13 protein-coding genes and 1 tRNA gene are annotated in these 18,890 nt (G+C 36.2%); 13 read left to right on the top strand and 1 reads right to left on the bottom strand.

The window, feature by feature from the left end; all coding sequences use genetic code 11:
* Positions 1–14: 14 nt before the first annotated feature.
* Positions 15–863 (top strand): P44/Msp2 family outer membrane protein, encoded by an 849-nt coding sequence (locus tag ACQH2O_RS01875; RefSeq protein ID WP_010962304.1) that lies wholly within the window; start codon positions 15–17, stop codon positions 861–863.
* 164 nt (positions 864–1,027) lie between these two features.
* On the opposite strand, the gene prmC is transcribed toward ACQH2O_RS01875, so the two are convergent.
* The gene (prmC, locus tag ACQH2O_RS01870) at positions 1,028–1,867 is read right to left on the bottom strand and encodes a peptide chain release factor N(5)-glutamine methyltransferase (RefSeq protein WP_425385245.1); all 840 of its coding nucleotides are present in this window, start codon (positions 1,865–1,867) and stop codon (positions 1,028–1,030) included.
* A 1,112-nt stretch (positions 1,868–2,979) separates the two neighbouring features.
* Between prmC and rpsL the strand changes: the two genes are divergently transcribed.
* The 12 genes from rpsL to ACQH2O_RS01810 all read left to right on the top strand — a co-directional run bounded on the left by rpsL (position 2,980) and on the right by ACQH2O_RS01810 (position 18,884).
* Positions 2,980–3,354: a 30S ribosomal protein S12 gene (gene rpsL / locus ACQH2O_RS01865; protein ID WP_006279787.1), complete on the top strand. Its 375-nt coding sequence runs from the start codon at positions 2,980–2,982 to the stop codon at positions 3,352–3,354.
* 5 nt (positions 3,355–3,359) lie between these two features.
* Positions 3,360–3,839: a 30S ribosomal protein S7 gene (gene rpsG / locus ACQH2O_RS01860; protein ID WP_007549313.1), complete on the top strand. Its 480-nt coding sequence runs from the start codon at positions 3,360–3,362 to the stop codon at positions 3,837–3,839.
* Positions 3,840–3,860: 21 nt separating this feature from the next.
* Positions 3,861–5,936 (top strand): elongation factor G, encoded by a 2,076-nt coding sequence (gene fusA, locus ACQH2O_RS01855; RefSeq protein WP_425385244.1) that lies wholly within the window; start codon positions 3,861–3,863, stop codon positions 5,934–5,936.
* A gap of 11 nt (positions 5,937–5,947) precedes the next feature.
* Complete coding sequence (gene tuf / locus ACQH2O_RS01850; protein WP_010962759.1) at positions 5,948–7,120, top strand: elongation factor Tu; 1,173 nt, start codon at positions 5,948–5,950, stop codon at positions 7,118–7,120.
* 13 nt (positions 7,121–7,133) lie between these two features.
* A tRNA-Trp gene (locus ACQH2O_RS01845) sits at positions 7,134–7,206 on the top strand.
* A 19-nt stretch (positions 7,207–7,225) separates the two neighbouring features.
* On the top strand, positions 7,226–7,426 hold the full coding sequence (secE, locus tag ACQH2O_RS01840) for a preprotein translocase subunit SecE (RefSeq protein ID WP_022626186.1): 201 nt from the start codon (positions 7,226–7,228) through the stop codon (positions 7,424–7,426).
* Entirely contained in the window at positions 7,416–8,252 is an 837-nt protein-coding gene (gene nusG, locus ACQH2O_RS01835) for a transcription termination/antitermination protein NusG (RefSeq protein WP_070356705.1), read from the top strand. The genes secE and nusG overlap by 11 nt, the downstream gene beginning before the upstream one ends.
* Positions 8,253–8,254: 2 nt before the next feature.
* Positions 8,255–8,695 (top strand): 50S ribosomal protein L11, encoded by a 441-nt coding sequence (locus ACQH2O_RS01830; RefSeq protein ID WP_006279541.1) that lies wholly within the window; start codon positions 8,255–8,257, stop codon positions 8,693–8,695.
* A 4-nt stretch (positions 8,696–8,699) separates the two neighbouring features.
* Entirely contained in the window at positions 8,700–9,353 is a 654-nt protein-coding gene (gene rplA, locus ACQH2O_RS01825; protein ID WP_065094732.1) for a 50S ribosomal protein L1, read from the top strand.
* A 12-nt stretch (positions 9,354–9,365) separates the two neighbouring features.
* The gene (rplJ, locus tag ACQH2O_RS01820) at positions 9,366–9,884 is read left to right on the top strand and encodes a 50S ribosomal protein L10 (RefSeq protein WP_425385243.1); all 519 of its coding nucleotides are present in this window, start codon (positions 9,366–9,368) and stop codon (positions 9,882–9,884) included.
* Between the two features lie 26 nt (positions 9,885–9,910).
* Entirely contained in the window at positions 9,911–10,312 is a 402-nt protein-coding gene (gene rplL / locus ACQH2O_RS01815) for a 50S ribosomal protein L7/L12 (protein WP_007551887.1), read from the top strand.
* 58 nt (positions 10,313–10,370) lie between these two features.
* Positions 10,371–18,884, top strand: coding sequence for a DNA-directed RNA polymerase subunit beta/beta' (locus tag ACQH2O_RS01810; protein WP_425385242.1), 8,514 nt, complete (start codon positions 10,371–10,373; stop codon positions 18,882–18,884).
* Positions 18,885–18,890 lie beyond the last annotated feature (6 nt).

Raw genomic sequence — 18,890 nt, 5'->3', positions numbered from 1 at the left:
CTAGGGGAGTAGTAATGATTAGTAAAAAAACATTAGCGGTTACAGCATTTGCTTTATTGTTGTCACAACAATCTTTTGCAAGTGAAACAGAAGGGTTTTACTTTGGTAGTGGGTATTACGGTCAATATTTAAATAACACAAGCGTACTAAAAACAAGCACTACAGGTATCAAAAATTTGTCTATAAATGACAGGGGTGCTCAGAACACAGAAGGTCAGTCACTAAGTGAGTATAAAGGAGATTATAATCCACCTTTTGCTGCAAATGTGGCATTTGGTTACACAGGGGAATTGGGTAACAACAGCTATAGGGCTGAATTGGAAGGGATGTATTCTTCTGTAAAAGTGGATAATATTGGTTTAACAAGTAGCCAAATAACTGTTTCATACCTAAAGGAGACTGGTGAGGATCCTGATAAAGAAACTTATCTCTATAGTGCTGCAGTTAGTCATGACCAAATTGAGAACATATCTGTAATGGCAAATGTTTATCATCATTGGAAAAGTGACCGTTTCTCTTTTTCTCCTTACGTTGGTATTGGGATCGGTGCAACAAGAATGACGATGTTTGAAAAACCGTCAATAAGACCCGCAGGTCAATTAAAAGCTGGCTTTGACTATCGCATAAACGAAGATGTAAATATGCATATCGGATATAGAGGTTTTGGTGCTATTGGTAGCGATATTAAGCTTACAGCAAAAAGGTTAGGACAAGTGGTAGACGACCCTAATAATGATAAAAAAAAGAAGCTTAATCCTAGCTCAGGTAGCAAAGTAACTGAGGAAATAAATATAGGTAATCAACTATTTCACACACACGGTATAGAGGCTGGTCTTACTTTCCATTTTGCCAGCAAAGCTTAAACATGTTGCCCTTTAAAAAATGCATAAAACCGTTCCTGTCGTCCTATGGCTTGACCATAGGATCTAGTTAAATATAGATCCAAGTAGTCACGCTACTTGGATGACTAGGTAGAGGGTACTGGGATGATATAGGATAATATGGGATGAAGGCAAAAAAACATTAGCTATGTTCTTTTCACAACAATGCATCTCTTCATTCCCGCTAAGTCATATACATATTCCTGAAAAGCTAATTCGTATGAGGGGATTATTTTGTCAATATTGCTTTGATCTTCACCTATCTCCAATATCGCAAACCCATTTTTTTTAAGGCACTTTCTCAATATTGGAAAAATGCTCAAGTAACAGCTCAAACCATCAATACCACCATCAAGGGCAATTCTTGGTTCCTTTTGCACTTCAGCTTGCAAGTCTTTCAATTTGCTTCTTTTAATATATGGAGGATTACTGATTATAAGATCGAATGAACCTCTGCACTCTGTCCACGAACTTGGAAATATTTTGGCTCTGCTGAGAAGATCATGTTTTTTTGTGTTCTGATAGGCAACTTTATATGCTTCCAAGCTTTTTTCAAAACCGACGCCAACAGCATATTCATACTCACTAAGTACGGATATCAATAAACAACCTGTGCCTGTACCAAAATCTGCAATTTTTAGTTTCTGTTTTTTGTTTGGGTAATATTTTAACACTGCTAGGATTATTGTTTCACTATCTGGCCTTGGATCTAAAACATGCTGGTTAACTATAAAATTTTTACTCCAGAATTCACGATTACCTATTGTTTGCGATATTGGATATCTTTCCGCTCTTTTTTTTGTTAATTTCCAAAATAAAAGTTCTTTCTCCATCGGCACTTGATCAGCATGGTTCACAATTATAAATGATCTTTCCACTCCAAGTACGTGCTGCATGATGATTTCACAATCTAAATGTGGTGATTCAACTTTATGTGACGATAATAACTCCGATCCTTCTTGAATTAAAGTGCTGATTGTTTTCATTATTCTAAAAATATGTTTCTTTCAGCCAAAAATAGCAAGATGAGCTTCCAGTTTAGGGTAGCTGCACTAAATCCCAGTGTCAAGCACGCAGCTGTACGAACATTGCAATTTGCAGATCCAAGTAGCTTGACTACTTGGATCCAGCTAAGTTGGTGAGCATAAAAGTATAGCTAATGCGAGCTTTACGTCATACCGTCACGGTATCTCTAGATTCCGCTAACACGTAGCGGGACGACGAGGTCAGGGTGTCATCCTAGTACCTTCTCCTGTCATCCCAGTGCCCTGACTACTTGGATCCAGGAAAAAGAATGGTGTCATCCAAGTAGCCTCCCTCCCCTGTCATCCCAGTGCCCAGACACTGAGATCCAAAAAAGTTTGCTTGTAAGCAAGCAAACTAGCACAGAAAGTGGTTACAACATTTTCGATGAGATTATATGGAAAACTGGATTCCAGTGTCAAGCACTGGAATGACACCTTCCTGCCCAGTTCATGTTGCCATAAATATTAAGAAATTTACCAAGCAAAAAAAAGGCAAAAGAAGCCCTAGTCATTGTCTATTTTCAGTATTGGCGTTTTTTAAGTCTTAAACACTGCAATTTAGCTGCTTTTAAATGCAACTCACCTTAGTTTAAATGTTTAAGAAATTTACTAAGCAAAAAAAAGGCAAAAGATATCCCGTATTAGCTAGTTGTCACTCTCTAATCCTGCAAATTGGCGTACTATACTGTCTTAAACGCTTTATAAGCGCGTTTCAGCTTATATAGGTAAAAACCCAGAAATGTTGTGAAGAAGTAAAGTGTGCATAGTGCAAAAAATTAAAAATAAGACGCCAATTACGTAATACTGTTGTCATTTAATCTGCACAGATTGAAGATAAATGAATACCTTCAGTACCATGATAATGGGGCTGGCGAAGGGTGTCAAGTAAGTTTTTTCGTTTCTACTGAATGACAGTTGTGGCTTGGGAGGTAGTGCAAGAAGTCTACTGATGGCTTTCAAGGCAGTTGAGCTTAATTATTAGAGTAGTAATGTTTATTTTTATATTGACTATTGAGGTTTATTATTTTATAACTAAAAACTTAGTTATTTTAATGAGCTTGAGTTTATAACATATGCCTACGATAAATCAATTAATACGTAAGGGTAGATTAGGATTGACCCATAAGAAAAAGGTACCAGCTTTGGGAGAAAGCAACCCTCAAAGGAGAGGTGTTTGCACTAAGGTGTATACTACAACTCCTAGAAAGCCTAACTCAGCACTCCGTAAAGTAGCCAGAGTAAAAATTAGTGGGTATGGTGAAGTGACGGCTTATATACCTGGTGAAGGTCATAATTTACAAGAACACTCTGTTGTTTTGATACGTGGTGGGCGGGTTAAAGATTTGCCAGGTGTGCGTTATCACATAATAAGAGGTGCCCTTGATCTGCGTGGTGTGCAAAATCGAAAGAAAGCTCGTTCAAAATATGGTGTAAAGAAATCTGGTTAAAGTTTATGGCTCGTCGGAATAAAGCAAAAAAAAGAGAAATAAGTCCTGATTCGCGTTACGGCAGTGTTTTGCTGATGCGTTTCATTAATACAATCATGAAATGTGGTAAAAAATCTACTGCAGAAAAGATTATCTATGACGCTTTGTCTTTAGCTGAAAAGAAAATAGGCGAAGGTGGGTTATCAATTTTTGAGACAGCAGTAGGAAATGTTACTCCTTCTATAGAAGTGCGTTCTCGACGCATTGGTGGTGCAACTTATCAAGTACCTGTTGAAGTTCGACAAGATAGAGCGGTTTCTTTAGCGTTAAGGTGGATTGCTAAAGCAACTTCTGCTGCTCGAAAAAAGAGTGGAAAAACCACTGTTGATTGTTTGCAATCTGAAATACTGGATGCTTATAATAAACGCGGTGGTGCGTTTAAGATGTGCGAAGAAAAATATAAAATGGCTGAAGCTAATAAGGCATTTTCTCATCTTCGTTTTTAATGTTAGCTAATTAATTGTGATATGGAAATTGGAATATCTAAATACAGAAATATAGGGATAATGGCTCACATAGATGCTGGTAAGACTACCACAACAGAGCGTATTTTATTTTATACTGGTAAGCAAAATAGAATTGGTGAAGTGCACGATGGTGCAGCTTCTATGGATTGGATGGAGCAGGAAAAAGAGCGTGGTATTACAATCACATCTGCTGCAACAACATGTTTTTGGAATGATCATAGGGTCAATATAATAGACACTCCTGGTCACGTTGATTTCACTATTGAAGTTGAGAGATCTTTAAGGGTTTTGGATGGTGCAGTTGCTGTATTTGATGGAGTTGCTGGAGTTGAACCTCAATCTGAGACAGTGTGGCGTCAAGCTGATAAATATAGCGTTCCTCGTATCTGCTTTGTTAATAAGATGGATAGAATAGGGGCAAATTTTTATCGATGTGTTGATATGATAAAGACGAAGCTTGGTGCAGCACCTTTAGTTATTCATTTACCAATAGGGAGTGAGAAAGATTTCAAAGGTATAATTGACCTTATTTCTATGAAAGCCATTATATGGCAAGAAGAAACGTTGGGCGCTAAATTTTCTTATGAAGATATTCCTTCTGATTTGCTTGATAAGGCTCAAGAATATCGAAATCTTTTATTAGATGCTGCAGCTGAGATGGATGATGAAGCGATGAATACTTACTTTGAGTCTAATGATCTGCCAGTGGATTTACTGAAAAAATGCGTGAGAAATGGGACCATTAAAGGAAAATTTGTTCCTGTGTTATGTGGATCAGCTTTTAAAAATAAAGGCGTACAACCACTTTTAGATGGTGTGGTTGACTTTTTACCTTCTCCTATTGATGTTGATGTAATTGTTGGAATTGATCCTAAAGATTCAGAAAAGAAAATTGAGGTCAAACCTTCAGAAAAAGAGAAATTTGTTGCTCTTGCATTTAAAGTGATGACGGATAAATTTGTAGGCAGCTTGACGTTTATCCGTATTTATTCTGGTAAATTAAAGTCTAAATCTACCGTTTCAAATGCGTTAAAAAAAGAAACTGAAGGGATTGGCAGAATGTTACTTATGCATGCAAATAACCGAGAAGATATAACTGAGGCTAGGGCTGGAGATATAGTTGCTTTAGTTGGGCTAAAGAAAACAACCACCGGAGATACTTTATGTTCTGTTGATTTTCCTATATTATTGGAGCGTATGGAATTTCCTGAGCCTGTTATTGAAATTGCTGTAGAACCTAAAACCACTTCAGATCAGGAAAAATTAGGTATTGCTCTAAATAGGTTGGTTGCAGAAGATCCTTCTTTGAGAATGTCAGTAAATGCGGAAAGTGGCCAGACTATATTGAAAGGCATGGGTGAGCTCCATCTTGAGATTATTGTTGATAGAATGAAGCGCGAATTTAACGTTGAGGCTAACGTCGGTGCTCCTCAGGTTGCATATCGTGAAACTATCACTAAATCTGTTGAAATTGATTACACTCATAAAAAACAATCTGGTGGAGCTGGTCAGTTTGCTAAGGTTAAAATAAAATTTGAACCTCTTGAGCCTGGTTCTGGGTTTCAATTTGAAAGTAAAATTGTAGGTGGTGCTATTCCAAAAGAGTATATTCCTGGGGTAGAAAATGGCTTGGAGTTGATAAAAGAAGGTGGTATAATTTCGGGATTTCCGTTGATTGATTTTAAGGCTACCCTTCTTGATGGTGCTTTTCATGAGGTTGATTCTAGTCCTTTAGCTTTTGAACTTGCTGCTAAAGGTGCTTTTAAAGAGATGGCAAATAAAGCTGGTCCAAAAATGCTGGAGCCTATAATGAAAGTTGAAATCATTACTCCTGAAGAATATATGGGTGATGTTATGGGTGATATAAATAGTAGAAGAGGAAATGTTGCTGATATGCTCGATTTAGGTAATAATAGTAAAATAATTACTGCTTCGGTACCTCTTGCAAATATGTTTGGTTATATCAACGTTTTGCGTTCTATGTCTCAGGGAAGGGCGCAGTATAGTATGCATTTTTCTTGTTATGAGCAAGTGCCACAATATGTGGTTGATGAGTTAAAGTTAGAGTATAATTAAGGGTAATAATTATGACAGCAATAGTGGAAGCATTTGGAAAGCCGCATGTAAATGTGGGAACAATAGGACATGTGGATCATGGGAAGACGACGTTAACAGCGGCGATAACGAAGCATTATGGAAATTTTGTAGCGTACGATCAGATAGACAAAGCGCCAGAAGAAAGGAAGAGGGGGATAACGATAGCAACAGCGCATGTTGAGTATCAGACAGAGAAAAGGCATTATGCACACGTTGATTGTCCTGGACACGCTGACTATGTAAAGAACATGATAGTAGGTGCAGCACAGATGGATGCGGCGATATTGGTAGTGTCGGGGGTTGATGGGCCAATGCCACAAACGAGAGAGCATATATTGCTGGCGAAGCAGGTAGGTGTTGGATATATCGTGGTGTATATAAATAAAGCTGATGTTGCTGATGCTGATATGATAGATTTAGTAGAAATGGAAGTGAGGGAATTACTGAGTAAATACGGATTTCCAGGGGATGAAGTGCCTGTGGTGGTTGGTTCAGCGCTCAAGGCGCTGGAGGATGACAGCAGCGAATATGGAAAGAAATCAATAGATAAATTGATGGAAAAGTTAGATGAATATGTAGCGGTTCCACCAAGGCCTGTGGATTTACCATTTTTATTGCCAATCGAAGATGTATTTTCGATATCGGGGCGAGGAACAGTGGTAACAGGAAGAATAGAGAAGGGAGAGATAAAGACGGGAGAAGAGATAGAGATAATAGGTCTGAAAGCGACGCAAAAGACGATATGCACAGGTGTTGAGATGTTTAAGAAGTTGCTGGATAAGGGAAGTGCAGGACTCAATGTAGGAATATTGTTAAGAGGAACAAAAAGAGAAGAAGTGGAGAGAGGGCAAGTATTAGCGAAACCGGGGACGATAACACCGCATAGAAAGTTTAAGGCGGAGGTTTATATATTAAAGAAAGAGGAAGGAGGAAGGCATACACCATTTTTTGCGAATTACCAGCCACAGTTTTATTTAAGGACAACGGATGTAACTGGGAGCATAAAATTGCTAGATGGGAAGGAGATGGTAATGCCAGGAGATAATGTGAGTGTAGAAGTAGAATTGCAAGTACCGATAGCAATGGATAAGGGATTGCGTTTTGCGATAAGAGAAGGCGGTAGAACTGTTGGTTCTGGTGTTGTTTCTGAAATTTTGGAGTGAGAGTTTGAGTTATAGGAGTGTAGCTCAATTGGTAGAGCGCTGGTCTCCAAAACCAGAGGTTGTAGGTTCAATTCCTATCGCTCCTGCATTAATGTTGTGGTGGAAATGTTAAAAAGTTTGTGTGGTTTTTTCTGTGATATAAAGCAAGAAATACGAAGAATTGCTTGGGTAAAGAAACAGGAGGTGTTGTCATCTCTATTTGTTGTAATGATTGTTATATTATGCTTTTCGATTTTCTTCTGTTTTGTGGATTTTATGTCTCTTTACGTAATTAAGGCTTTATTTGGAATTATTTATGGAATGTGAATATAAATGGTATATCATTAAAGTTGATTATGGATATGAGCAAAACATACGCGAATTGGTAAGTAATGCTGTTTATTTTAAGGAAGTGTTTATTCCTTATCAAACGGTATGTAATTCAAAGTCTGATATAAAAGAATTATGTGAAGTGTATGTATATATGCATCTGTGTGATGAAAGCAAAAATATTTTGAATCAAACGCCTGGATTCTGCAGTGGCGAATCTGGTGATTTTGAGATGATTTCAGATGATGAGATAAGTTTAAAGTGTAAAGAATTTAATAGATATAAATGGTATATCTTGAGAGTTGCTTCCAATTGTGAAGAGAAAGTGCGCCAACATATATTGGAAAATTCTATGAGATTGGGTGTTAATGATTACTTTAAGGAAGTTTTTATTCCATATGAAGAGCTAAGTGAAGTAGAGTTGAAATCTAAGAAAATTGCTACACGAAGGAAATGCTTTCCTGGTTATGTCTTTTTATACGTGAATTTATGCGATGAAGTATTGAATTTTATCAATAATATACCAAAATCTCTTAAGGTTTATGGATTTTTGAAAAACGGTAATATTCCAAAGGTGATTTTGGATGATGAGATTCACTCAATGTGTAATGCACTTTATAATGCTCAAGAGACAAAGAAGTTAGGTTATGGTTATGAAAAAGGTGAAAAAGTGAAAATTAATGATGGTCTTTTTCAAAATTTTACTGGTAAGGTAAATATGGTAAACGATGAGAAAAAAATTATTAATGTGGAAGTATCGATTTTAGGTAAGCCGACAATAATAGAGCTTGATCTGGCTCAAGTAGAGAAAATAGAGGATTAATTATGAGTGTTATAGTTGCTAAGATTAACTTACTTATGGAAGCTGGGAAAGCAGTTCCAGGACCGAAAATTGCTTCAGTACTTGGTCCACGTGGTATACCTGTTCCTAAGTTTTGTGAAGCTTTTAATAAAGTTACTAGTGCTGCTAACGCTAATTATAAAGTAGGCGATTTAGTAACAGTGCGAATTTCCATAAAGGATGATCGCTCTCATGATTTTACTGTCAGCGGTCCGCCTGTGGCTTATTTACTTAAGCAGGAGGCTAAATTAAGTAAAAGTTCTGGTAATCCTGGTAAAGAATTAGTGGCTAAATTACCTATGTCTGCTATAATTAAAGTAGCAAAGTGCAAGATGGTTGATATGAAAGTGGATAATGAAGATTCAGCAGTGAAAATGGTTGTAGGCACTGCAAAATCTATGGGTATAGAAGTTGTGGAAGGTTAGGTAAATGAATACATATAATGATAATCCTAAGCAGTGTTTGAAGAAGATTGTTGAGTCTGCTTCAGCAAAATTTAATGAATCAGTTGATATTGCGGTCAATTTAGGCGTAGATTCACGTAAATCTGAAGAGCAGGTGCGTGGTACAGTAGTTTTGCCTAAAGGTATCGGGAAGAATATTAAAGTAGCTGTTTTCGCTCAAGATAAACATTTATTAGAAGCTGAAAAAGCTGGTGCTGATATTGCAGGAGGAGAGGATTTAGTTGAAGAAATAAAAAAAGGTAGAAAGTTAGATGTTGATTGGTGCATTACTACTCCTGATTTTATGGCAAAAATCACTCCTATTGCAAAAGTATTGGGTGCTAAAGGGCTGATGCCTAACCCTAAATTTGGTACTGTGACTTCTAACATTGCAGAAGCTATTAAAACCATTAAGTCTGGTCAGGTAAAATTTAGAACAGATAAAAATGGTGTTATTCATGGTAAATTAGGAAATATTAAATTTGATATTGATGACTTGCTAGAAAATTTAAAAGCCTTTCTTAAAGTAATTAAAGATAATAAACCTATTTCTGCGAAAGGAATTTACTTTAAGGGTGTTTTTTTAAATTCAACTATGGGTAAAGCTTATAAGATAGGCAAAGTGGAAGATATAATTTAAGGGAGTGATACCGTGAAGCGTAAAGATAAGGATGAATTTATACAGAGCACAATAAACGTATTTGTAAATAATGATTTCTTGATATTAGTAAATTTTAAATCTATAAATGCTAATGATTCATTAACTCTGAGGAATAGTCTGAAGTCTATAGCAGGTGGGGTATTAGTAGTTAAAAACACTCTAGCGCGCTTGGCTTTGGAAAGGACTGGTAAATTCTCTTGTTTATCAGGCAAATTTTCCGGTCCTGTTGCTATTATATACTCTAGTGGCATAGTAGAAGCTGCAAAATTAATAGTTGATTTTACTAATGCTAACAAAGAAAAAATGTCTGTGATTTGCGCAGCTCATTTAAATGAATTGTTAACAGTGGAAGATGTTAATAAACTGGCTAAGTTGCCTTCTCTGGATGAATTGCGTGTTAAAATTATGCGTTTAATATCTTATGATATTCCTGCTCGGTTAGCGTTGTCTATTAATTCATCTTCTATGAGGCTTATGAGAGTTTTGGATTATTATAGTTCTAAAAAATAAATTTGTTGTTAAGTAAGGTGGTAATTATGAGTAATGTAACAAGTGATTTGGTTGATAAAATATTATCTTTAAACCTATTAGAGGCTTCTGAACTTGTAAAAGTTTTAGAAGAGAAAATAGGGTTGCCTGCTGGTTCTTTTCTTGGTGGAGCTGTTGGTGCTGGGGCGCCTATTGGTGATAATGCTGCTGCTCCTGCTGCTCAAGAAAAAGCTGAGTATAAAGTTGTGATTAAAGAAATTGATGCGAGTAAAAAAATAGGAGTTATTAAAGCTGTGAGAGAGGTTAATTCTACATTGGGTTTAAAAGAAGCAAAAGAGTTGGTTGAATCTTTACCTAAAGATTTGACTGCTAATGTTCCTAAAGACGAAGCAGAAAAAATCAAGCAAAAACTTATTGAAGCAGGAGCAACTAAAGTGGAGCTTGAATAATATTTAATGTATTAATTTTATATTGATATAGCTCTTTTAATTAGTTTGGGGTATTTTAATGGTTGATTCTTCTTATATGTACGCTTCTGGTGCTTTTGTTCCTAGAGTTTCTTATTCTAGGTCGATTGATTTAAAAGATTCTTTATTGGATTTGGTTAAGGTTCAAAAAGAATCATATGATTCTTTTACTCCTAAGAATAAGGGTAATGAAAGACTTGAAGTTATCTTTCATACAATCTTTCCAATAAATGATCCTTTGCGTAGGGCTACTATTGAGTTTATAAGTTGTAGGGTAGATGATCCTAAGTATGATGAATCTGAGTGTATAAAGCGTGGTGTAACTTTTTCTGCTCAGGTTATTGCTTCTATACGTCTTGTTGTTATGCAGGATGGTATTTCTCTTGATGAATATAAATCGATTAAAGAGAGTGGAGATCATTCTAAACTTGCAACCGTTGTAAAATCTATAGAAGAGCAGAAAGTCCACTTTTGTGGGTTGCCTATGATGACTGATAAGGGCACTTTCATCATTAATGGTGTGGAAAAAGTTATCGTCTCACAAATGCATAGGTCTCCTGGTGTATTTTTTGATAGCGATAAGGGAAAAACTTACAATTCTGGTAAATTGATCTATTCTGCTAGAATTATTCCTTATAGGGGTTCTTGGCTTGATATTGAATTTGATGTTAAAGACCATTTGTATTTTCGTGTTGATAGAAAAAGAAAATTGCCAATTTCAGTTTTATTAAAGGCGTTGGGTCTATCAAATAATGATATACTCGATAGATTTTATGAGAAAATAAAGTATGTAAAACATAAAGATGGTTGGAAAGTGCCTTTTGTTCCTGATAAATTTAAAGGAGTGAGGCTGCCTTTCGACTTAATGGATATTGAAGGTAATGTGCTGCTTAAAGCTAACGTTCGTATTACCTCAAGACTAGCTAAAAAGCTATATGATAATGAATTGAAAGAGTATCTGGTTCCGTTTAATTCTATATGTGGTTTATTCCTCGCAGAAGATTTAATGGATAGTGCTAGCTCTACGAAAATTTTATCTGCTGGTGAATCTATAAAGCTGGAAGACATAAAGAAGCTTGAGTTATTATCTGTAGATGAAATATCAGTGTTGAACATAGATAATTTGTTTGTTGGACCTTATATATTAAATACGCTTTTCTTAGATGAAAACATGTCTTATCAGGATGCACTATATGAAATATATAGAGTTTTGCGTCCTGGTGAAGTTCCTGTTTTAGAGATAGTAGAAGAGTTTTTCCGTAATCTTTTCTTCAGTCCGGAATATTATGATTTGTCTAACATTGGTAGGTTGAAGCTTAACTCTTACCTTGGATTAAATTATGATGAGGATTTAACTGTTTTAACGCATGAAGATATTATTGAAATTGTGAAAAAAATAGTATTGTTACGTGACGGTCAAGGATCTGTAGGTGATATTGATCATTTAGGAAACAGAAGAGTAAGATCAGTTGGAGAGTTTATAGAAAATCAATTTAGAACTGGGTTGTTGAAATTGGAACGCGCAATAGTTGATTCTATGTCCACTTCTAGTTTAGATAAAGTTTCTCCATCTGATTTTATTAATCCAAAAGTGTTAACTAATGTCTTAAGAGATTTCTTCAATTCTTCTCAATTATCTCAATTTATGGATCAGACTAATCCGTTATCTGAAATAACACATAAAAGAAGGTTATCCGCGTTAGGTCCTGGCGGTTTAACAAGAGAACGGGCAGGATTTGAGGTGCGTGATGTTCATCCAACTCATTATGGAAGAATTTGCCCTATTGAGACTCCTGAAGGGCAAAATATAGGGTTAATCAACAGCTTAGCTATATACGCGCGTATTAATAAATATGGTTTCATTGAAAGCCCTTATAGAAAAGTAGTCAATAGGGTTGTTACTGATCAAATTGAGTATCTTTCTGCTATAGACGAAGGCTCACATCATATAGCTGACACTAGCGTAAAGCTTGATGAAAATAATTGCTTTGTTGATGACATGCTATACTGTAGGTATGCTGGTAGCTTCGTCATGGTAAGTAGCGACCAAGTTAGTTACATTGACGTATCTCCTAAGCAGGTAATATCAGTTGCAGCTTCCTTGATTCCATTTTTAGAAAATGATGATGCTAATAGAGCATTAATGGGCTCAAATATGCAACGTCAGGCCGTACCTTTATTGAAGCCTACCGCTCCTCTGGTTGCTACTGGTATGGAGTCTTTTGTAGCTTCTGGCTCTGGTGCTGTAGTTTTAGCAAAACGCGATGGCATAGTTGATAGTTCTGATAGTAACTCTATAGTTATACGTGCTTTTGATAAAGAAAGGGTTAACTACTTGGACGTAGATATTTATCATCTAAGGAAATTTCAGCGTTCTAACCATAATACTTGTATTAATCAAAGACCGCTAGTGTGCGTAGGTGATTATGTTAAAAAGGGTGATGTAATAGCTGATGGTCCTGCAATTAACAGTGGTGAGTTGGCGCTTGGTAAAAATTTGCTAGTCGCTTTTATGTCTTGGCAAGGTTATAATTTTGAAGACTCTATTATTATTTCTAGTGAAGTTGTTAAAAAAGATCTCTTTACTTCTATTCATATAGAAGAATTTGACTGTGTTGTACATGATACCCCTTTAGGATCAGAAAAAATAACTCGTGCTATACCTGGTGTTAATGAAGAAAATCTATATCACTTGGATGATAGTGGTATAGTGAAAATTGGTACAAGAGTTGGTCCAGGCTATATTCTGGTAGGTAAAGTTACACCTAAACCTTCTCTTTCATTGCCTCCTGAAACGAAGTTATTAATGACAATTTTTGGTGAAAAGTCATTCGATTGTGCGGATTCCTCTTTATATACATCTCCAGATGTTGAAGGGACAGTAATTGATGTACAAGTCTTTACACGCAGGGGGGTTGAAGAAAATGAAAGGGCATTACTCATCAAACAAAAAGAGATAAATGACTTTGAGGAAGAGCGAGATTATATAATCAATGTTACTAGTGAATATTTCTATGATGAACTGAAGAAACTTCTTATTAATTCTGGTTCTCAAGATCGAGAAAAATTTGACTCTATTGAACGTGAGCAATGGTGGGGTATAGGATTAAAAAACCAATCCATTTCTGAGCAAGTTAAGAGCTTAAAAAAAGATTTTGATGAAAAAGTATCACATGCAATAGCACAGTTTAAGCGAAAAGTAGAAAAATTACATGAAGGTTATAACCTGCCTCAAGGTGTGTCGATGTCAGTAAAAGTTTTCATTGCTGTGAAACATAGTCTGCAACCAGGGGATAAAATGGCTGGTAGACATGGAAATAAAGGTGTGATTTCTCGAGTTGTGCCAGTGGAAGATATGCCTTATTTGGAAGATGGTACTCCTGTTGATATTATTCTTAACCCTCTTGGTGTTCCTTCACGAATGAATGTAGGGCAAATACTGGAAACGCATGTAGGTTGGGCTTGTAGAAAATTAGGGGAAAAGGTAAGTAATATTCTCGATGAGATCAATAAGATCAAAAGTGCTTTTTGCAAGGGAATTAGGTCCCTTAACGATGATAATTTTACACAATTTGCAGTAGCATACCTTGATAATAAAAAAATTGAAAATATTGATGATGATGAAATAACGGCTTCTGTTTTAAATACACCTAATAAGAATGCACTAAATGACGAGTTGAATGAGTTAGTAGAGAACTATTTGAACTCTTGTAAAAGTTCATACAGCAATTTACGTAACTTCCTGATTGAGGTTTATAGCTATGGCAGTAACGTATCTATCTGTAATGATATTCGTAATATTAGTGATAATAATCTCATTGAATTTGCACGCAAATTACGTGATGGCGTTCCTGTTGCTGCACCTGTATTTGAGGGTCCAAAAGATGAACAAATAGCAAAATTATTTGAACTTGCTGGTTTAGATAACTCTGGACAAGCTGTATTATATGACGGTTGCAGTGGTGAAAAATTCGACCGCAAGGTTACAGTTGGTTACATGTACATGCTTAAGTTGCACCACTTGGTTGATGGTAAAATTCATGCGCGTTCAGTAGGGCCTTATAGTTTGGTTACTCAACAACCTCTTGGAGGAAAATCTCATTTTGGTGGTCAGCGTTTTGGTGAAATGGAATGTTGGGCATTACAAGCCTATGGTGCTGCTTATACTTTGCAGGAAATGTTAACTGTGAAGTCTGATGATATTAATGGTAGAGTTAAGATTTATGAATCGATAATAAAAGGTGACAGTAATTTTGAATGTGGAATTCCTGAATCCTTTAATGTGATGATAAAAGAACTACGTTCTTTATGTTTAAATGTAGATTTAAAGCAAAATGATGTAGTGATTGAAGATATATCTCACACTAACATTGCACAACCTTTTAATGAGGTTAGCATATCGATTGCTAGCCCTGAAAGTATTAAGCGTATATCTTGTGGTGAGATAGAAGATGTTTCAACTGCAAATTATCGTACGTTCAAAGTTGAGAAAGGTGGATTATTTTGCCCTAAGGTTTTTGGCCCTGTCAATGACGATGAATGTTTATGTGGAAAATACAAAAAAAGAAGACACAGAGGTCGCATATGCGAAAAATGCGGAGTAGAAGTTACATCTTCTAAAGTAAGAAGAGAAAGGATGGGTCATATAGAGCTTGCATCTCCTGTTGCTCATATATGGTTTTTGAAATCGCTTCCTTCAAGAATTGGAGCATTATTGGATATGTCTCTCAGAGATATTGAGAATATTTTATATAGCGATAATTATATCGTAATAGATCCTCTTGTTTCGCCTTTTGAAAAAGGTGAGATTATTAGTGAAAAAGCTTATAATGAAGCTAAAGATAGCTATGGGATCGATAGTTTTGTAGCTATGCAAGGTGTTGAAGCTATAAGAGAGTTGCTAACGCGCCTTGATTTACATGAAATTAGGAAGGATTTAAGACTAGAATTAGAATCTGTTGCTTCTGAGATAAGAAGAAAGAAAATTATAAAGAGATTGCGTATTGTTGAAAACTTCATTAAATCTGGAAATAGGCCTGAGTGGATGATACTTACAACTATACCTATTTTACCACCTGATTTGCGTCCTTTGGTATCGCTTGAGAGTGGTCGTCCTGCAGTTTCTGATCTGAATCATCATTATAGGACTATTATTAATAGAAATAACAGGTTGAGAAAATTGTTGAGCTTAAATCCTCCTGAGATTATGATTCGTAATGAAAAAAGGATGTTACAAGAAGCAGTTGATTCTCTTTTTGATAATAGTCGTCGTAATACTTTGGTAAATAAAGCTGGTGCTGTTGGATATAAAAAGTCCATTAGTGATATGTTAAAAGGAAAACAGGGTCGTTTTCGCCAGAACCTCTTAGGAAAAAGGGTAGACTACTCTGGACGTTCTGTAATAGTTGTTGGTCCAACTTTGAAACTAAATCAGTGTGGATTACCAAAAAGAATGGCTCTTGAACTATTCAAACCTTTTGTTTACTCAAAGCTTAAGATGTATGGTATGGCTCCAACTATTAAGTTTGCTAGTAAGTTGATAAGAGCAGAAAAACCAGAAGTTTGGGATATGCTTGAAGAGGTAATAAAAGAGCATCCTGTTTTGTTGAATAGAGCGCCTACGCTACATAGACTTGGTATTCAGGCTTTTGAGCCAATCCTTATTGAAGGCAAAGCAATACAGCTTCATCCGCTTGTCTGCACGGCGTTTAATGCTGATTTTGATGGTGATCAAATGGCAGTGCATGTGCCAATTTCATTGGAAGCTCAGCTTGAAGCTAGGGTGTTGATGATGTCCACTAATAACGTTTTAAGTCCTTCTAATGGCAGACCGATTATAGTTCCTAGTAAAGATATAGTACTTGGTATATATTATCTGACTTTACAAGAACCTAAGGAAGATAATTTACCATCTTTTGGTGCTTTTTGTGAAGTTGAGCATTCCTTGAGTGATGGTACTTTACATATTCATTCTAGTATAAAGTATAGGATGGAGTATATTAATAGCAGCGGTGAAACTCACTATAAAACTGTTTGTACAACTCCTGGCCGTTTAATATTATGGCAAATTTTTCCTAAGCATGAGAATCTAGGCTTCGATCTAATAAATCAGATATTAACAGTCAAGGAAATAACTGGTATAGTTGATTTGGTATATCGTAACTGTGGTCAAAGTGCTACAGTGGCATTTTCTGATAAATTAATGGTACTTGGCTTTGAGTATGCCACATTTTCTGGTGTCTCTTTTGGTCGTTGTGATATGGTTATACCTGAAACTAAAGCTACACATGTTGATCACGCGAGGGGTGAAATTAAGAAATTCTCTATGCAATATCAAGATGGGCTAATAACTAGAAGTGAGAGGTATAACAAGGTTATAGATGAATGGTCTAAGTGTACGGATATGATAGCTAATGATATGTTAAAAGCAATATCTATATATGATGGAAATAGTAAGTACAACTCAGTGTATATGATGGTTAACTCTGGTGCAAGGGGTTCTACTTCACAGATGAAACAGCTAGCAGGAATGCGAGGGCTCATGACCAAACCTTCTGGTGAGATTATAGAAACACCTATAATTTCTAATTTCCGTGAAGGATTGAACGTATTTGAATACTTTAATTCTACTCACGGTGCGCGTAAAGGTTTAGCTGACACTGCACTTAAAACTGCAAACTCTGGATACTTAACTCGTCGTTTAGTTGATGTATCTCAAAATTGCATAGTTACAAAGCATGACTGTAAAACAAAAAATGGTCTTGTTGTGAGAGCTACAGTTGAAGGAAGTACTATAGTTGCATCTCTAGAGAGTGTTGTGCTGGGTAGAACAGCTGGAAATGATATATATAACCCAGTGACAAAAGAATTATTAGTAAAAGCAGGGGAATTAATTGATGAGGATAAAGTAAAGCAAATCAGCATTGCAGGTCTTGATGTTGTAAAAATTAGATCGCCTTTAACTTGTGAAATAAGTCCTGGTGTATGTTCTTTATGTTATGGAAGAGACCTTGCAACTGGTAAAATTGTTTCAATAGGTGAAGCAGTTGGTGTTATAGCTGCTCAATCTGTTGGAGAGCCAGGTACTCAGTTAACGATGCGTACTTTTCATATAGGTGGAGTAATGACTAGAGGCGTTGAATCCTCGAATATTATAGCTTCTATTAATGCTAAAATAAAGTTAAACAATAGTAATATAATTATAGATAGAAACGGAAATAAAATTGTGATAAGCCGTTCCTGTGAAGTCGTGTTGATTGATAGCCTTGGTAGTGAGAAGTTGAAGCACAGTGTACCTTACGGCGCTAAGCTTTATGTAGATGAGAGTGGGTCAGTAAAAATTGGCGATAAAGTTGCGGAATGGGATCCTTATACATTGCCTATTATCACGGAGAAGACTGGTACAGTGTCTTATCAGGACTTAAAAGATGGAATTTCGATCACTGAAGTGATGGATGAATCTACAGGAATATCAAGCAAAGTAGTAAAAGACTGGAAATTGCATTCTGGTGGAGCTAATTTACGTCCTCGTATTGTGCTGCTTGACGATAATGGTAAAGTAATGACACTCGCAAGTGGCGTTGAAGCATGTTATTTTATACCAATCGGTGCAGTGCTCAATGTACAAGATGGCCAGAAGGTTCATGCAGGTGATGTTATTACAAGAACACCAAGAGAGTCAGTTAAAACTCGTGATATTACTGGTGGTTTACCGAGGGTTATAGAGTTATTTGAAGCACGTCGTCCTAAAGAGCATGCTATTGTTAGTGAGATAGATGGCTATGTAGCGTTTTCTGAAAAAGACCGTAGAGGAAAACGCAGTATATTAATTAAACCTGTAGATGAACAAATTTCTCCAGTTGAATATTTGGTATCAAGAAGTAAGCATGTAATAGTCAATGAAGGTGATTTTGTACGTAAAGGTGATCTATTGATGGATGGTGACCCTGATCTCCATGATATTTTACGTGTGCTTGGGTTAGAAGCTTTAGCGCACTATATGATTTCTGAAATACAGCAAGTTTATAGATTGCAGGGTGTTCGTATAGACAATAAGCATTTAGAGGTGATCTTAAAACAAATGCTACAAAAAGTGGAAATTACTGATCCTGGTGATACTATGTACTTGGTTGGCGAAAGCATTGACAAGCTGGAAGTTGATAGGGAAAATGATGCTATGAGTAACTCTGGCAAACGGCCTACTCATTATCTTCCTATTCTGCAGGGGATTACTAGGGCAAGTCTTGAAACTAGCTCCTTTATTTCTGCTGCCTCTTTCCAAGAGACAACAAAAGTACTTACAGAAGCAGCATTCTGCGGGAAGAGTGATCCTTTAAGTGGATTAAAAGAAAATGTTATAGTAGGAAGATTAATTCCTGCTGGTACAGGTTTGATTATGAATAAGATCAGAGCACTTTCACTTTGTGATAATGTGGATAAATATGAAAAATATTTTGATATTGAAACTTATGACGAGGAATGGTTGATGGATAATGGTTGTCATTTACACTCTGGTGAGGAAGAGAGCGTAGTGGCATACGATCAGTCGAATTGAGTACAG

The sequence above is a fragment of the Wolbachia endosymbiont (group B) of Schoenobius gigantella genome, assembly GCF_964031005.1.
GTDB classification, from domain to species: domain Bacteria; phylum Pseudomonadota; class Alphaproteobacteria; order Rickettsiales; family Anaplasmataceae; genus Wolbachia; species Wolbachia pipientis.
The sequence above is the reverse complement of the archived record's forward strand: the minus strand, read 5'-3'. Positions and strand labels throughout refer to the sequence as shown.

What these genes read in the sequence shown, in the direction of transcription:
- tuf (WP_010962759.1), top strand. Translation starts at nt 5,948, where the DNA reads ATGACAGCAATAGTGGAAGCATTTGGAAAGCCGCATGTAAATGTGGGA.
- nusG (WP_070356705.1), top strand. Translation starts at nt 7,416, where the DNA reads ATGGAATGTGAATATAAATGGTATATCATTAAAGTTGATTATGGATAT.
- rplA (WP_065094732.1), top strand. Translation starts at nt 8,700, where the DNA reads ATGAATACATATAATGATAATCCTAAGCAGTGTTTGAAGAAGATTGTT.
- ACQH2O_RS01830 (WP_006279541.1), top strand. Translation starts at nt 8,255, where the DNA reads ATGAGTGTTATAGTTGCTAAGATTAACTTACTTATGGAAGCTGGGAAA.
- rpsG (WP_007549313.1), top strand. Translation starts at nt 3,360, where the DNA reads ATGGCTCGTCGGAATAAAGCAAAAAAAAGAGAAATAAGTCCTGATTCG.
- prmC (WP_425385245.1), bottom strand. Translation starts at nt 1,867, where the DNA reads ATGAAAACAATCAGCACTTTAATTCAAGAAGGATCGGAGTTATTATCG.
- rpsL (WP_006279787.1), top strand. Translation starts at nt 2,980, where the DNA reads ATGCCTACGATAAATCAATTAATACGTAAGGGTAGATTAGGATTGACC.
- rplL (WP_007551887.1), top strand. Translation starts at nt 9,911, where the DNA reads ATGAGTAATGTAACAAGTGATTTGGTTGATAAAATATTATCTTTAAAC.
- secE (WP_022626186.1), top strand. Translation starts at nt 7,226, where the DNA reads ATGTTAAAAAGTTTGTGTGGTTTTTTCTGTGATATAAAGCAAGAAATA.
- ACQH2O_RS01875 (WP_010962304.1), top strand. Translation starts at nt 15, where the DNA reads ATGATTAGTAAAAAAACATTAGCGGTTACAGCATTTGCTTTATTGTTG.
- fusA (WP_425385244.1), top strand. Translation starts at nt 3,861, where the DNA reads ATGGAAATTGGAATATCTAAATACAGAAATATAGGGATAATGGCTCAC.
- ACQH2O_RS01810 (WP_425385242.1), top strand. Translation starts at nt 10,371, where the DNA reads ATGGTTGATTCTTCTTATATGTACGCTTCTGGTGCTTTTGTTCCTAGA.